A 14,585-nucleotide genomic window follows, 5' to 3' on the forward strand; every position below is an offset into this window, starting at 1 on the left:
GGCGTCACCTCAGTCGATGCGTGGCCCCCGGTGTGTGGGTCGGCAGCGCCTTCCGCGGGCCGAACCGCGGATGGCCGACTCCAGCCAGCTCGATCAGGCGCTGCACGCGGAACCGGTGGCCGCGGTACGGCTCGATCAGCTCGGCGCACCCGTCGTCGTCCAGCTCCTCGCCGATCAACGCGTACGACACGTTCCGCGACACGTGATAGTCCGCGAACGAGAACGCATCCGCGTCGCCGTGCGCCCGCTGCCGTACCTCGGCCGCGGTCCACACCCCGACCCCCGGCAAGGACCGCAGCCGCCGCTCGATCTCGGCCGAATCGGTCAGCTCGAGTGTCCGCTCCAGAGCACGCGCCCGCGTCGCAGCCGTGATGACGACCCGAGATCGCCGGCCTTCGACGCCCGCGCGCAACCACTGCCACGACGGGATCTGCCGCCACTCCTCAGGCGACGGCGGCACCATCATGACCCGGTTGCCTTGCTGATGAGGCCCCGGCGCGGGCTCGCCGTACTCCCGCAGCAGCAGCCGCCACGCCCGGAACGCCTCCTTGCCGGTCACCACCTGCTCGATCCCGGCCGCCGCCATCGCCTCGAACACCGCCCGCGTCCGCGGCACCCGCACGTGCGGGAACCGCCGCGCCGCGTCCACCAGCACGCGATGCTCCGGCAGCGGCTCGAACCCGTCCCAGCTGTCCCGCTCCCCGAGCAGTTCCGGCACCCCGTCGAGCGCCCACTCCGCGCCCGGTCCCCACGCCTCCGCCTCGACGAATCCGGCGTACGGCGTCAACCGCAGCAGCACCGGGCCGTCCGGGGTCCGGGTCGCCCGCCACACGGTCCGCCGGACTGGGTCGAACACGTACGCCGGGTCACCGGGCCCCTTGCGCAACCCGCCGATCACCGACTGCGGATCCACCACCCGCCCCGGACGCCAGACCCGCACCACCGAACTCACCCGCCAAGTCTTACCCACCCCACCGACAGTTACCTCGTCGGCCTTGGAGCCGCAGCCAACCGCGCACGCATCCATGGGTAGGGATCGGCGATCGCGTCCCGGTTCGAGAGAACCTTTTGTACGACGTCCGCGAGCGCCTGCCCCATCACGTAGTGCCGCCCCTTCGTCTCGCCGACCGGGCGCAGCAGCCGGAGCTCGGTGAGCTTCGACAGATCGCGCGTCGCCGTTCGCTCCTCGATCCCGGCCCGGCGCACATAGGTGGCCCGGCGTATCCGGAACCCCAGCGACGCGTCGAACAGCTCGTCGGCGACGCGATCGGCCAAACCGTGCCGCTCGATCAGTTCGTCGAACGCCTGCCACAGCTTGCCCGCCTCGCGATACCGTCGCCGCACCGTCTGGGCCTGGATGTGATGCGCGCGGAGGTTGAACTTGATCCAGAGCTCCGCCGACCGCTCGGGATGCCACCCCCCGGCACCCGTCGCCGCGAGGACGGCGTAGTACTCCTCGGTGTTGCTGCCCAGCCACTCCTCGATACTCGAGAACGCCGGCTCGCCGATCCCGCCCCGGGATAGCACCAGCGTCTGCAGGGCTCTCGCCATCCGGCCGTTCCCGTCGCGGAACGGATGGATCATCACGAGGTTCAGGTGGGCCATGGCCGCCTGCACCAGCGGGTCCGTCGCCGGATCGGCAGCCAACCTGTCCATCAGTTCGGAAACCAGGCCCGGCACGTCCTCGGCAGGCGGTCCCTCGTACACGTTCTCGCCGGTCGCCTCGTCGTGCACGTAGACGACGCCCTGCCTGTAGCTGCCGGGGCTCTTCGCGAGGTCGTGACCGAGCATCATGAAATGCATGCCGCGAACAGCCGACACGTCCAGCCGGAAGTCGGAGTCCTTCGCCATCGCGAGCACATAGCCGAGCGCCTGACGGTAGCCGCGGATCTCCGCGAACGTCCGGTTGTCCGCGCTCAGCGCTTCCTCGTCGTCCAGCGCCGCGGCGGCGTCGTCGAGCTTGACGTCGTACCCCTCGATGCTGTTCGAGCCCTGGATCGCGCGAGCCAGCATGCTCCGCCGCAGACCGCCCGCCCAGCGCCGCGGCACCCGCAGTACGTCGGCAAGCTCGGACCGGAACGCGTGGATCTGCTCGAGGACCCGTTGATCCTCGAGATCCGGCTCCGGCGTACTGAAGATCCTCATCAGGCCCCGCTGTCTCAATGTCTCGATTCTTAGGACATCTTATGCCTGTGTCCTAAGAATTGCGACATCGGGACAGCGGTTCGATACTGAGAACATGACCGCCTGGCAGTGGGTGAAGTTGGTTGGGAACTTGCTCAATCTGTCGAGCTTTGCGGGTGTGCTCGTGGGGGTGATCGGGCGGGCTCGGTTCAGGCGGGGGCCTCGGGGGTTGTTCTTCGCTACCGGGTATCGGCTGGGGTTTCCGGTGGCTGGGGCGTTCACGATCGGCAACGTGGTGCTCAGCAAGCACGAGCCGGCGTACTTCGACAACGCCGCCCTGCTCCGGCACGAGGAGCGGCACTCCTGGCAGTACTTCTGCCTGCTCGGGTTGCCGATGCTCCCGTTGTACGGCGTCGGCGCGGTGGTCTCGTTCCTGCTCACCGGCGACCCGGCGTCGCGGAACCCGTTCGAGCGGCTCGCCGACCTCAAGGAAGGCGGCTACGTGGAGCGCCCGATCCAGCCGATCGGCAAGACCGTGACGCAGGCGTTCAGCGTGCTGCGATCGCGTCCGAAAGGGCCGTGAGCACCGTCACCACGCCGCTCGGGTCGTCGACGACGATGTCCGCGGCCTCGATCAGCTCGGTGGCGTTCGACGAGCGCGTCGCCAGCAGTACGGCGGGCAACCCGGCGGCACGCTGCTCCGCGATCGCGCGGAACGCGGCCAGGTCGCCCAGGTCGTCACCGGCGTACAGAATCGACCGCGCGCCGGTCGACTCCAGCAGGCGGCGGATCGCCACGCCCTTGTCGACCCCGGGCGGACGCAGCTCGAGCACGAGGTTGCCCGGCTCCAGCCGGAGCTCGGTCTCCTCGGCCAGCGCGGTCAGCGGCCCGCGCAGCAGCTCGAGCGCCCCGGTCGGGTCGTCCAGCCGGCGCGTGTGCACGGCCAGCGAGCTGTCCTTGTCCTCCACGAACGCGTCCGGTACGCCGACCTCGGTCAGCAGCCCCGGGAGCCGCTCGCGCGCCGTGGTCACGCCCGCGGGAACGGGATCGCTGATCACCTTGCCGGTGGCCGCCTCCCAGCGCTCCAGCCCGTAGTGGCCGAGCACCACCAGCCGGTCCAGGCCGGCGTGCGCGGTCGCGCCCGACAGCTCGGTCACCACCAGCGCCGGGCGGCCGGTGACGATTGCAACCTGGTTCACCGACCGGGCGAGCCGGGCCAGTGCGTCCAGGGCGCCCTCGACCGGGCGGGACCGCGCGGGGTCCTCGACCAGCGGCGAGAGGACGCCGTCGAAGTCGGTGGAGATCACCGCGCCGGCCGGGTCGGCGACCATCGCCTCCCAGCCGTCGCGGCCGCTGTCGGTGCGGATGACCGGAGTGCTCATCGCGTGCTCATCCGGCGTAGTCGGAGGTGAGGATCACGGTCAGGCGGTCCTTCTTCATGTTGTCCAGCGCGCCCTTGGTGCGGCCGATGCCGAGGTCGCGGGCGAGCTGGTTGGCGGCGTCGAGCATCCCCGGCGGGTAGTACACGGTGCTCTCGGCGATCTTGCCGTGCCAGTTGTCCGGGGACCCGGCGACGGTCCAGCCGGCCTGCCGCGCCCGGCCCGCGACCGAGTCGGCGAGGCCCTTGCGCGAAGTGTTGTTGTAGACCTCGATCGCCGGGCGCTCCGCGGCCGGGATCACCGCGGGCTGCGTCGGCCGGTTCGTCTCTGTCGGCTGGGTCGGCTGGGTGGTCTCGGTCGAGGTGGTCGCCGACGGCTTGCTGCTCGGCGCGGCCGACGGCTCCTTCGAGGGCTCCGTCGACTCGGACGGCGCGGTGGTCGGCTTCGGCACGCTGGCGCCGACCGTCGACGGACCGCCCGTCGGCTTCCCGGACGTCTCAGCGGTCTTCGACGCCTTCGGCGTACTCGCACCAGCCGGCTGCTCGTCGGCCTCGCTGTCGTTGCCGCGGGTCCCGAACAGCACCAGCAGGCCGGCGACGATCGCGACGACGGCCGTCACGGCGACCAGCGACGACAGCACCTGCCCCTGTTCGCCCCGGCGCCCTCTCAGGCGGGACACGGCTCAGACCTCGATGCCCAGCCGGCGTGCGGAACGGGCGCGCTGGCGCGCGGCGCGGAGCCGGCGCAGGCGCTTGACCAGCAGCGGGTCGTGCGCGAGGGCCTCGGGCCGGTCGATGAGCGCGTTCAAGACCTGGTAGTACCGGGTCGCGGACATCTGGAACTGGTCCCGGATCGCCTGCTCCTTGGCGCCGGCGTACTTCCACCAGTGCCGCTCGAAGGCGAGGATCTGGCCGTCCCGTTCGGAGAGCCCGGCAATGGCCGGCGGCGCAGCTTCGGCGGGGCCGGGGGAGCTGGCGTTGGCGCTGTCCATCTGCTGCTGACTCCTGTGCGGTCGGTGATCGTCCGTCCGGCTGCCACTCTACGTGCAGAACAACAGCGATGTCATTCACCGCTCGGCTGACACGAAGCGTGTCGCTGACGAGACAGCCGGATCCGGTCGCGGGAGGCGCGCGGTCGCCACGCCCGCCCACGCCAACTCTGGCAGGATCGTTCAAGTGACCTCAACTCTGCCCAGCGCCGCGCTGGTGGAGGAGCTGCAGGGGCGGATTCGTGAGGTGGACCCGCTCGTCAACGCCGTCTGCACGCCCAACCCCGCCGCCCGCACCGAAGCCGCCCGCCTCGACGCCGAGCGTGACGACGGGCGGGTCCGTGGCCCGCTGCACGGCGTACCGGTGCTGGTCAAGGACAACATCGACACCGCCGACCTGCCGACCACGGCCGGTTCGCTGGCGCTGGCCGACCAGCCACCGCCGCCGCAGGACGCCGCGGTCGTACGGCGGTTGCGCGCGGCCGGCTGCGTGATCCTGGGCAAGACGAACCTCAGCGAGTGGGCGAACTTCCGCGGCTCCGCGTCCTCCTCCGGCTGGAGCGCGTACGGCGGCCTCACGCGCAACCCCTACGCCCTGAACCGCTCGCCCGGCGGCTCCTCGTCCGGTTCCGGCGCCGCCGTCGCCGCCGGACTGGCGGAGTACGCGATCGGCACCGAGACCAACGGCTCGATCGTCTGCCCGGCCGCGCTGAACGGCGTGGTCGGCCTGAAGCCCACCGTCGGGCTGGTCCCGCAGCAGGGCATCGTGCCGATCTCCCACTCGCAGGACACCGCCGGCCCGATGACCAGGACCGTCAAGCAGGCCGCGGCACTGCTCTCGGTGCTCGCCGACAACCAGACGGACTACACCGAGTACTGCCTCGGCACCGACCTCAGCAACGTACGGATCGGCGTACCGCGGGGTCCGCTGTGGGGCTATTCCAAGGGACTCGACGAGGTCACCGAGCGAGCGCTGGAGCTGCTCAGCCGGTGCGGGGCCACGTTGGTCGACCACCTCTCGCTGCCGACACCAGGTGGTGACGAGGACCAGCTGCAGGTGCTCTCACACGAGCTGAAGGTCGACCTGGCCGCATACCTCGCTACTCGCGCACCTGGTGGTCCACGGACGCTCGACGACCTCATTGCCTTCAACAAGAAACATGCGGACCAGGAGCTGCAGTGGTTCGGCCAGGAGCTGTTCGAACGCGCAGCAGCCACCGAGGGCCTCGACTCCCCCATGTACGTCGCCGCACGCCTCACCGCGCTCCGCGCCGGCCGCGACGGCATCGACAACCTGCTGCGCGACAACCAGCTCGACGCCCTGGTCTGCCCGTCGTACTCGCCTGCCTGGGCGATCGACCTGGTGAACGGCGACCACGTGCTCGGCAGCTCGTCCTCGCACGCCGCCCTGGCCGGTTATCCGTTGATCTCCGTGCCGTCCGGCACCGTCTCCGGTCTGCCGGTCGGACTCACGATCAGCGGCACGGCGCGGAGTGAGGTCACGCTCATTCGCTTGGCTCACGCCTTCGAAACCGCGAGAATCGCAGCGGACGGACCGTTCCCGACCCCGGAGTTCACACAGTGGGTATAGCGCGCGTCAGGTGGGGAATCGTTGCGACTGGCAACATTTCCACCCAGTTCACGCACGATCTCGGGCTGCTCGCCGACGACGCGGTCGTCACCGCGGTCGCGTCCCGCTCCCAGGAGAGCGCCGACCGGTTCGCGGCGTCGTTCGGCATCCCGCACGCGTACGACGACTACCGCCGGCTGATCGACTCCGGCGAGGTCGACGTGATCTACATCGGCACCCCGCACCCGCAGCACTACGCGATCGCTCGTACGGCGCTGCAGGCCGGCGTCGCCGTCCTGTGCGAGAAGCCGGTCACGCTGACCGCGAAACAGGCCCGGGACCTGATCGCGGTGGCCGCCGAGCACCGGACGCTGTTCGCCGAGGCTATGTGGATGCGCACCAACCCGGTGATCCAGGCGCTGTTCGAGGACCTGCGCCGCGGCGTGATCGGCGAGCCTCAGCAGGTCGTCGCGGACTTCGCGTTCCACAAACCTTCACTGCCGGTTCGCCTGCTCGACCCGGCGCTCGGGGGAGGCTCGCTGATGGACGGCGGGATCTACCCGATGACGTTCGCCCACATGGCGCTCGGCCGCCCGGCGGAGGTGAAGGCAGTCGGTGCGCTCAACGACGACGGCGTCGACCTGAACGTCGCGATGGCCTGGCGGTACGACTCCGGCGCGGTCGCCGCGCTGACCTGCGGCCTGCGCTCGCAGAACCCGTGGGTCGCGTCGATCAGCGGACCGGACGGGAACCTGCAGGTACCGCACCGCTTCCACCACCCCGACTACTACCTGCGCACGACAGCCTCCGGTGCGGAGCGGGTCGACGTACCGACGCATGGCCGTGGGTACCACTATGAGGCGGCAGAGGTGATGCGTGCACTGCGCCAGGGACTGATCGAGGTTCCGGCTCTCCCCCACGCCGGCACGCTCGAGATTCTCGAACTGCTCGACGAGACCCGGAGCCAGATCGGGGTGCACTACCCCGGTGACGACGACGACCTGAGTGGATGACGCTGAAGATGCCGAACGGTAGGAGTTCCTTCGTAGTGGTGGCCAACCGGCTGCCGGTCGACCGGATCGAGATGCCCGACGGCAGTACGGCGTGGCGCCGAAGTCCGGGCGGCCTGGTCACGGCCCTGGCGCCGGTGATGCAGGGCCATCACGGCGCGTGGATCGGCTGGACCGGCAGCCCCGACGAGAAGCTGGACCCGTTCGACGACAACGGCATGCACCTGGTCCCGGTGATGCTGTCCGCCGAGGACGTCCAGCTGTACTACGAGGGTTTCTCGAACGCGACGCTCTGGCCGCTGTACCACGACGTGATCGTGGCGCCGGAGTTCCATCGCGAGTGGTGGGAGTCGTACGTCGCTGTGAACCGGCGGTTCGCGGAGGCCGCCGCGGACGCCGCCGACGACGGCGCCGACGTCTGGGTGCACGACTACCAGCTGCAGCTGGTCCCGGCGATGCTCCGCCGGCTGCGGCCCGACGTCCGGATCGGCTTCTTCCTGCACATCCCGTTCCCGCCGACCGAGCTGTTCGCGCAGATGCCGTGGCGGCGGCAGATCCTGGACGGCCTGATGGGCGCGGACCTGGTCGGTTTCCAGCGCCCCGGCGCGGCGTCGAACTTCGCCCGGCTGGCCCGCAACCGGATGGGCCTGCGGACCCGCGGCGACCGCATCCACCTGCCCGACGACCGGATCGTGCGCGCCAAGGCGTTCCCGATCTCGATCGACGTCAACGAACTGGAGCACCTCGCCCGGCAGCCGGAGACGACCGCCCGCGCCGCCGAGATGCGTGAGGAGGTCGGCAACCCGACGCACGTGCTGCTCGGCGTCGACCGGCTCGACTACACCAAAGGCATCCGGCAGCGGCTGCGGGCGTTCGGGGAGCTGCTGGACGAGAAGCGGATCTCGGTCGACGACGCGGTGTTCATCCAGGTCGCGACCCCGTCGCGGGAGCGCGTCGAGCAGTACCGGGTACTGCGCGACGAGATCGAGCTGCTGGTCGGCCGGATCAACGGCGAGCACGGCCGGATCGGTACGCCGGCGATCAACTACCTGCACACGTCGTACTCCCGGACCGAGATGGCGGCGCTGTTCCGGGCCGCGGACGTCGCGGTCGTGACACCGCTGCGCGATGGTATGAATCTGGTGGCCAAGGAGTACGTGTCGACGCGGTACGACGACACCGGGGCGCTGGTGCTGAGCGAGTTCGCCGGGGCGGCGGACGAGTTCCGGCAGGCGTTCCTGGTCAACCCGCACGACATCAACGGGATGAAGGACACGATCGTCGACGCGATGAACACCGATGACCGGCAGCTCGGCCGCCGGATGAAGGCGATGCGCAAGCATCTCGCGGCGCACGACGTGAACCTCTGGGCCCAGACCTTCCTCAAGGCGCTGCATGACGAGGAGTGACGAGCGCGTCCTCGCGCTCGACCTGGGCACGTCTTCGGCCCGCGCCCTGGTGCTGTCCGCGGCCGACGCCTCCCCGGTGGAAGGCGCGCTGGCGCGGCACAAGATCTCCCCGGCGTACGGGAACGACGGCTCGGCGACGCTCGACCTGCACGAGTACGTCGAGGGCCTGCTCGGCTGCCTGGACGAGCTCCAGCAGAACGGCCACCTGGACGGCATCGGCGCGATCGTGCTGTCGTCGCAGTGGCACTCGATCGTTGCTCTCGACAACACGGGCGGCGCGCGGACGCCGGTGATCACCTGGGCGGACACGCGCTCGGTCGACCTCGACCTCGGGGCGGCGTTCGACGAGCACGCGTTCCACGCCCGGACCGGCGCCTGGCTGCACCGGCTGTACTGGACCCGCCGGATTCCGTGGCTGCTGTCCACCTCGTCGGGTGAACAGTTCGCGGGCCTGCCCGACCTGGTGCTGGAGCGGCTGACCGGCGAGCGCGTCACGTCGGTGTCGGTCGCATCCGGGACCGGCACGCTCGACCTGGCGACCGGTTCGTACGACGACGAGGCGCTGGAGATCGCGGGCGTGACCGCCGACCGGTTGCCGCCGATCGTGCCGACCGGGTGGACGGGCACGCTGTCCGCGGAGTACGCACGCCGCTGGCCGGGTCTGGTCGGCGTACCCGTGCACCCGCCGACCGGCGACGGCGCTGCGTCGAACGTCGGGACCGGCGGTTTCGAGGCCGGGACCGCGGCGGTGACCGTCGGTACGTCGGCCGCGGTCCGGGTCGTGCACCCGATCGAGGACGCGCCCGAGCTGCCCTGGGAGCTGTGGCGGTACCGCGTCGACGACAAGCGCGCGGTGACCGGGATGGCGTTCTCGGCCGCCGGGAACCTGCACGCCTGGCTGACCGGCGTACTGCGGCTCGAGTCCGACGAGCCCACCGGTGTCGAGATCGGGGCGTCGAAGGCGGTCGCGATCCCGTTCATGGCCGGCACGCGGCCGCCGGCGGTGGTGCCGAGCGGGTCCGGCGTGTACTTCGGTCTGTCGTTCGACGACGACCCGGCCGACCTGCTCGCGGCGGCGCTGCAGGGCGCGTCGCTGGAGATCGACCGGGGCCTGCGGCTCCTGGACTCGCTCTTCGACCGGCAGCTCGAGGTGGTGCTGGGCGGCGGCGGGATCGACGCGTCGGAGTGGTGGCGGCGATGCCTGACCGCGACGTTCGCGCGGCCGACCACGGTCTGCGCGGAGCCCGAGGTCGGCGCCCGCGGCGCGGCGGCGATCGCGCTCGGCCTGTCGCCGGAGCCGGGTGGGGCGCACCTGACGCCGGTCGCGGACGAGGTGGCCCGGGTCGCGGACCTCCGCCGGCGCTACGAGGCGCTGCGCGAGCTGGCCGTCCAGGCGTCATCTGTCTGAGTACTGCATCCGCAGTACGGCGGTGATACGGCTTCAGGACGACGCGGTCCGACGGCCGGACACGTACTGTGAAGGAATGGAACGGCTCATCAGGTTCTGCCGTGTCTTCAGGCGGCACCCGCTGGCGCTGGACCTTGCCCTTGCCCTCACGATCCTGCTGATCAACCTGCTGGTGCCGGGCGGGCGGCACATCGGTGAGCGACTCGAGCTGAACGCGACGGTCGTGCTGCTGGCCGTCGCTGGCGCAGCCGCGCTGACGTTCCGGCGGATCGCGCCGATCACGGTGCTGGTGATCACCACCGCGATCGCCACCGTCTTCGTGATCGCCGAGCAGGCGAAGAGCCCGATCATCGCCTTCATGGGCGTCGCGGTCTACACCGTCGTGATGACGAAGGACCGGGTGACCCGCTCCGTCGCCGTGATCGGCACCGCGCTGATCGCGCTGCTGACCGAGGTCCTGTTCGTCGGCGGGGACGTTCTCGACAATCTCGGCCTGATCTTCTTCGTGCTGTTCTCGGGCGCGATCGGCGAGGCGGTCCGGAACCGGAACGCGTACCTGCGGGAGCTGGAGGAGCGTGCCGTGCGGGCCGAGCAGTCGCGGGACGAGGAGGCACAGCGGCGGGTGATGGAGGAGCGGCTGCGGATCGCGCACGAGTTGCACGACGTGATCGCGCACCACATCGCGCTGATGAACGTGCAGTCCGGGGTCGCGGCACACGTCCTCCGCACGCAGCCCGACGAGGCCGAACGCGCCCTGACCCTGGTCCGCTCCGGCGGCCGCACGGTGCTCCAGGAGCTCACCGTCCTGCTCGGCGTACTGCGCCGCTCGGGCTCGCCCCTGCCCACCGCACCAACACCGTCCCTGCACGAGCTGGACGCACTAATCCAGTCCTTCACCGCAGCCGGCGTAAAGGTCGACTGGACACCACCCACGTCCCTGGGCCCCCTCCCGGACGTCATCGAACTCACGGCGTACCGCATCGTCCAGGAGTCCCTGACCAACGTCCTCAAACACGCCCCCGGCTCCACCGCCCAAGTCGACATAACCCACGAGCCGACCGCCCTGACAGTCACCGTCACCAACACCGGCCCTCCCCTGGGCGGGACCCCGCCGCCGCACCCGGCGGGAGCCGCCGGCGCCTCCGGCGGACCGGAGACCCGGGGAGGCACGTTCGGCGCGGCTCTGCCCGCCACCAACCACCTGGGTGCCGGTCATGGCCTGATCGGGATGCGGGAGCGGGTTGCCGCCGTCGGCGGCGCCCTGGACGCAGGGCCGTGTGACGGCGGCTTCGCAGTACGTGCGGTTCTTCCTCTGGAGACGGGAGTTGCGGGTGACGATCAGGGTGTTGCTGGCGGACGACCAGACGCTGATCCGGAGCGGGTTCCGGGTGCTGGTGAGCTCAGCACCCGATCTGGAGGTCGTTGCTGAGGCCTCGAACGGACGCGAGGCCGTGGAGTTGGCGCGATCCGAGCGGGCCGACGTGGTGCTGATGGACATCCGGATGCCCGAGGTCGACGGGCTCGCGGCGACCCGCGCGATCACCGCCGACGAGGCGCTCGCGGGCGTGAAGGTGCTGATCCTGACCACGTTCGAGGTGGACGAGTACGTGTTCGACGCGATCCGCGCCGGCGCCAGCGGCTTCCTCGGCAAGAGCGTCGAACCGGCCGAGCTGATCGACGCGATCCGGGTGGTCGCCCGCGGCGACGCCCTGCTGTCTCCGCGGGCCGTCCGCGGCCTGATCAACCGCTTCCTCGCCGAACCCATGCCGGGCCACCCGGTCGGCCCGACGGTCCTCGACGTCCTCACCGACCGCGAACGCGAGATCGTCGGCCTGGTAGCCCTCGGCCTGTCCAACGACGAGATCGCCGAACGTCTCGTACTGTCCCCCTCCACCGCGAAGACCCACGTGAACCGCGCGATGGTGAAACTCGACTGCCGCGACCGCGCGCAGCTCGTGGTGCTGGCGTACCAGACCGGCCTGGTGCGTCCCGGCGTACCGCAGCCGTAGTACCCGGTACGGCGAACGCGGTACGGCGAGAAGCCCACCGCAGGCAGACGCGAACGACGGCCGCGCGCCGGAAGCATCGGCCGCATGGCTACGTATCTCTACCGGCTCGGCCGATTCGCCTTCCGCCGGCGACGGCTCGTCGTACTGATCTGGCTCGGTCTGCTCGCCGCGGGCGTGGCCGGCGCCACCACGCTCTCGGGCCCGACCGCCAACGGCTTCTCGATCCCCGGCACCGAGTCGCAGCGGGCCGCGGACCTGCTCAACGACCGGTTCCCGCAGGCCGGCGCGGACTCCGCGACCGCCCGCATCGTCTTCCAGGCACCGGCCGGCCAGAAGCTCACCAACTCGCCGCAGGTCCAGCAGACCCTGGAGCGGATCGGCGCCGCGCCACAGGTCGCGCGCGTCCTCGACCCGTTCACCGCGAAGGCGATCTCGGAGGACGGCCGCACCGGCTACGCGCAGGTTACCTACGAGGTCACCCCGGACGAGGTCACCCCGGAGGCCCGGGAGGCGATCGCGGCCGCGGTCGAACCGGCCCGCGCGGCCGGTCTCACGGTCGAGTACGGCGGCGACGCGATGCAGGAGGGCGGTGAGCAGCAGCTGACCGAGGTGATCGGGCTCGGCGTCGCGGCGGTCGTCCTGCTGATCACGTTCGGCTCGCTGATCGCCGCCGGCCTGCCGTTGCTGTCGGCAATCGTCGGGGTCGGCATCGGGGTGACCGCGATCTCGACGGCCAGCGGGGTCGTCGACATCGGGTCCGGTACGCCGATCCTCGCGCTGATGATCGGGCTCGCGGTGTCGATCGACTACGCGCTGTTCATCATGTCGCGCTACCGGCACGAGCTCGGCACCGGGCTGGAGCCGGAGGAAGCCGCCGGCCGCGCGGTCGGCACCGCGGGATCGGCCGTGGTCTTCGCCGGGCTGACCGTGGTGATCGCGCTGGCCGGGCTGTTCGTGGTCGACATCCCGTTCCTCACCCAGATGGGCCTGGCCGCCGCGTTCACCGTGGTCATCGCGGTCGCGATCGCGCTCACGCTGCTGCCCGCGCTGCTCGGGTTCGCCGGGCGGCGGGTGCTCGGCGGCCGGATTCCCGGTCTGCGCGCCGGCGACCCGGAAGCGGCCGGCCGGATGACCGCCGGACGGCGCTGGGCGCGCTTCGTCACCCGGCGACCGGTGGCGGTCCTGCTGGTGACCGTGATCGGTCTCGGCGCGCTGGCCGTCCCGGCGACCGATCTCAAGCTCGGGCTCCCCGACGACAGCACCGCGGCACCCGACTCCAGCCAGCGCAAGGCGTACGAAATGCTCTCCGAGGGCTTCGGCCCCGGGTTCAACGGCCCGCTGATGGTGGTCGTGGACGCCGGCGCCTCCGCAGATCCGCGCGCGGCCGCCACATCGACCGCGGCCGCCGTACGCGCGCTGCCGGACGTCGTCCGGGTGTCGCCGCCGGTCTTCAACCCGGCCGGGAACACGGCGTTGCTGAGCGTGATCCCGGCGAGCGGCCCGAGTACGCAGGAGACGAAGGACCTGGTCGCCGCGATCCGCTCGATGCCGGACCGCGACCGCGCCGAGGTGGCGGTCACCGGAGCCACCGCGGTCAGCATCGACATCTCGAACAAGCTCGGCGGGGCGCTGCTGCCCTACCTGTCGCTGATCATCGGGTTGGCGTTCCTGCTGCTGATGCTGGTGTTCCGCTCGATCCTGGTGCCGTTGAAGGCGACGCTGGGCTTCCTGCTCACGGTGGTGGCGACGTTCGGCGCGCTGGTCGCGGTCTTCCAGTGGGGCTGGCTGGCCGGGCTGTTCGGGATCGAGGGGCAGACCGGGCCCGTGATCAGCATGCTGCCGATCTTCCTGATCGGCGTGGTGTTCGGGCTCGCGATGGACTACCAGATCTTCCTGGTGACGCGGATGCGCGAGGAACACGTGCACGGCGCCGCACCGCGGACGGCCGTCGTCGACGGGTTCTCGCACGGCGCCCGTGTGGTCACCGCGGCGGCGGTGATCATGACCGCGGTGTTCTCCGGGTTCATCCTGTCCGGGGAGACGCTGATCCGCGAGATGGGCTTCGGCCTGGCGCTGGCGGTCCTGCTGGACGCGTTCGTGGTCCGGATGACCGTCGTCCCGGCGGTCATGGCACTCCTCGGCCGCCGCGCCTGGTACCTCCCCCGCTGGCTCGACCGCCTCCTCCCGAACGTCGACGTCGAGGGCGAGACGCTCCGCAGCCACCTCACGCCCGACCCCGAGCGCAAGGAGCCCGAGCCGGCCGGACGCTAACTGTCATAGGTGATGAACTCGAGGAGGCTGCCGTCGGGGTCGCGGAAGTAGATGCTGGTTCCGCGGCCCCGGCCGCCGGAGCGCTCCACCGGACCCGTCTCCGGCGTGATGCCGTGCCGGCGCAGATGCTCCGCCGCCTCCGCGACCGTGCCGGCCCAGCGGAAGCAGAGGTCGCTGTTGCCCGGGCGCACCGGTAGCCGGGCGACGTTGTCCGAGAGGTCGACGCCCGGGCCGTGGACGTTGAGCTGGATGTCGCCGAAGCGGTAGGCGACCCGGCCGGCGCCGGCGTCCACCACCTCCGCACCCAGCACGTCCCGGTAGAACGCGGTGGCGACATCCCAGTCCGACACACCGATGATCACGTGATCGAGCCCCGCAACTCCGTTCATTCGCCTCCGGTACCCAGCTGAACCGGTT

General features: G+C 70.9%; 14 protein-coding genes. 8 read left to right on the forward strand and 6 right to left on the reverse strand.

Features of this window, described 5'->3' with window-relative positions; all coding sequences use genetic code 11:
- Positions 1 to 4 precede the first annotated feature (4 nt).
- Positions 5 to 952, reverse strand: coding sequence for a DNA-3-methyladenine glycosylase 2 family protein (locus ABN611_RS05720; protein WP_350278722.1), 948 nt, complete (start codon positions 950 to 952; stop codon positions 5 to 7).
- A gap of 29 nt (positions 953 to 981) precedes the next feature.
- The gene (locus tag ABN611_RS05725) at positions 982 to 2,145 is read right to left on the reverse strand and encodes a Fic family protein (RefSeq protein ID WP_350278723.1); all 1,164 of its coding nucleotides are present in this window, start codon (positions 2,143 to 2,145) and stop codon (positions 982 to 984) included.
- Positions 2,146 to 2,389: 244 nt separating this feature from the next.
- On the opposite strand from ABN611_RS05725, the gene ABN611_RS05730 reads away from it, so the two are divergent.
- The gene (locus ABN611_RS05730; RefSeq protein ID WP_350278724.1) at positions 2,390 to 2,707 is read left to right on the forward strand and encodes a hypothetical protein; all 318 of its coding nucleotides are present in this window, start codon (positions 2,390 to 2,392) and stop codon (positions 2,705 to 2,707) included.
- Here ABN611_RS05730 and otsB read toward each other — a convergent pair.
- From otsB to ABN611_RS05745, 3 genes are read right to left on the reverse strand one after another with little or no spacing between them, the layout of a single operon-like run.
- Positions 2,673 to 3,506 (reverse strand): trehalose-phosphatase, encoded by an 834-nt coding sequence (gene otsB / locus ABN611_RS05735; RefSeq protein ID WP_350278725.1) that lies wholly within the window; start codon positions 3,504 to 3,506, stop codon positions 2,673 to 2,675. The genes ABN611_RS05730 and otsB overlap by 35 nt on opposite strands.
- Before the next feature lie 7 nt (positions 3,507 to 3,513).
- Positions 3,514 to 4,182, reverse strand: coding sequence for a LytR C-terminal domain-containing protein (locus ABN611_RS05740; RefSeq protein WP_350278726.1), 669 nt, complete (start codon positions 4,180 to 4,182; stop codon positions 3,514 to 3,516).
- Between the two features lie 3 nt (positions 4,183 to 4,185).
- On the reverse strand, positions 4,186 to 4,494 hold the full coding sequence (locus tag ABN611_RS05745) for a DUF3263 domain-containing protein (RefSeq protein ID WP_350278727.1): 309 nt from the start codon (positions 4,492 to 4,494) through the stop codon (positions 4,186 to 4,188).
- Between the two features lie 184 nt (positions 4,495 to 4,678).
- Here ABN611_RS05745 and ABN611_RS05750 point away from each other — a divergent pair, with 184 nt between their 5' ends.
- The 7 genes from ABN611_RS05750 to ABN611_RS05780 all read left to right on the forward strand — a co-directional run bounded on the left by ABN611_RS05750 (position 4,679) and on the right by ABN611_RS05780 (position 14,168).
- Entirely contained in the window at positions 4,679 to 6,082 is a 1,404-nt protein-coding gene (locus ABN611_RS05750; RefSeq protein WP_350278728.1) for an amidase, read from the forward strand.
- Positions 6,073 to 7,074: a Gfo/Idh/MocA family oxidoreductase gene (locus tag ABN611_RS05755; RefSeq protein ID WP_350278729.1), complete on the forward strand. Its 1,002-nt coding sequence runs from the start codon at positions 6,073 to 6,075 to the stop codon at positions 7,072 to 7,074. The genes ABN611_RS05750 and ABN611_RS05755 overlap by 10 nt, the downstream gene beginning before the upstream one ends.
- Positions 7,075 to 7,082: 8 nt before the next feature.
- On the forward strand, positions 7,083 to 8,480 hold the full coding sequence (locus ABN611_RS05760) for a trehalose-6-phosphate synthase (protein ID WP_350281600.1): 1,398 nt from the start codon (positions 7,083 to 7,085) through the stop codon (positions 8,478 to 8,480).
- On the forward strand, positions 8,467 to 9,888 hold the full coding sequence (locus ABN611_RS05765) for an FGGY family carbohydrate kinase (RefSeq protein ID WP_350278730.1): 1,422 nt from the start codon (positions 8,467 to 8,469) through the stop codon (positions 9,886 to 9,888). The genes ABN611_RS05760 and ABN611_RS05765 overlap by 14 nt, the downstream gene beginning before the upstream one ends.
- 76 nt (positions 9,889 to 9,964) lie before the next feature.
- A complete protein-coding gene (locus tag ABN611_RS05770) occupies positions 9,965 to 11,317 on the forward strand; it encodes a histidine kinase (protein WP_350278731.1) in 1,353 nt (450 codons plus the stop codon).
- Positions 11,220 to 11,897, forward strand: a complete 678-nt coding sequence (locus ABN611_RS05775) for a response regulator transcription factor (RefSeq protein WP_350278732.1) — start codon at positions 11,220 to 11,222, stop codon at positions 11,895 to 11,897. The genes ABN611_RS05770 and ABN611_RS05775 overlap by 98 nt, the downstream gene beginning before the upstream one ends.
- A gap of 84 nt (positions 11,898 to 11,981) precedes the next feature.
- Positions 11,982 to 14,168: an MMPL family transporter gene (locus ABN611_RS05780; RefSeq protein WP_350278733.1), complete on the forward strand. Its 2,187-nt coding sequence runs from the start codon at positions 11,982 to 11,984 to the stop codon at positions 14,166 to 14,168.
- Here the strand turns inward: ABN611_RS05780 and ABN611_RS05785 are convergent.
- Positions 14,165 to 14,557 carry a VOC family protein gene (locus tag ABN611_RS05785; protein ID WP_350278734.1) on the reverse strand — a complete coding sequence of 131 codons (393 nt, stop codon included), beginning with the start codon at positions 14,555 to 14,557 and terminating at the stop codon, positions 14,165 to 14,167. The genes ABN611_RS05780 and ABN611_RS05785 overlap by 4 nt on opposite strands.
- Positions 14,558 to 14,585 lie beyond the last annotated feature (28 nt).

It is taken from the genome of Kribbella sp. HUAS MG21, assembly GCF_040254265.1.
In the GTDB taxonomy this organism is placed as follows: Bacteria; Actinomycetota; Actinomycetes; order Propionibacteriales; family Kribbellaceae; genus Kribbella.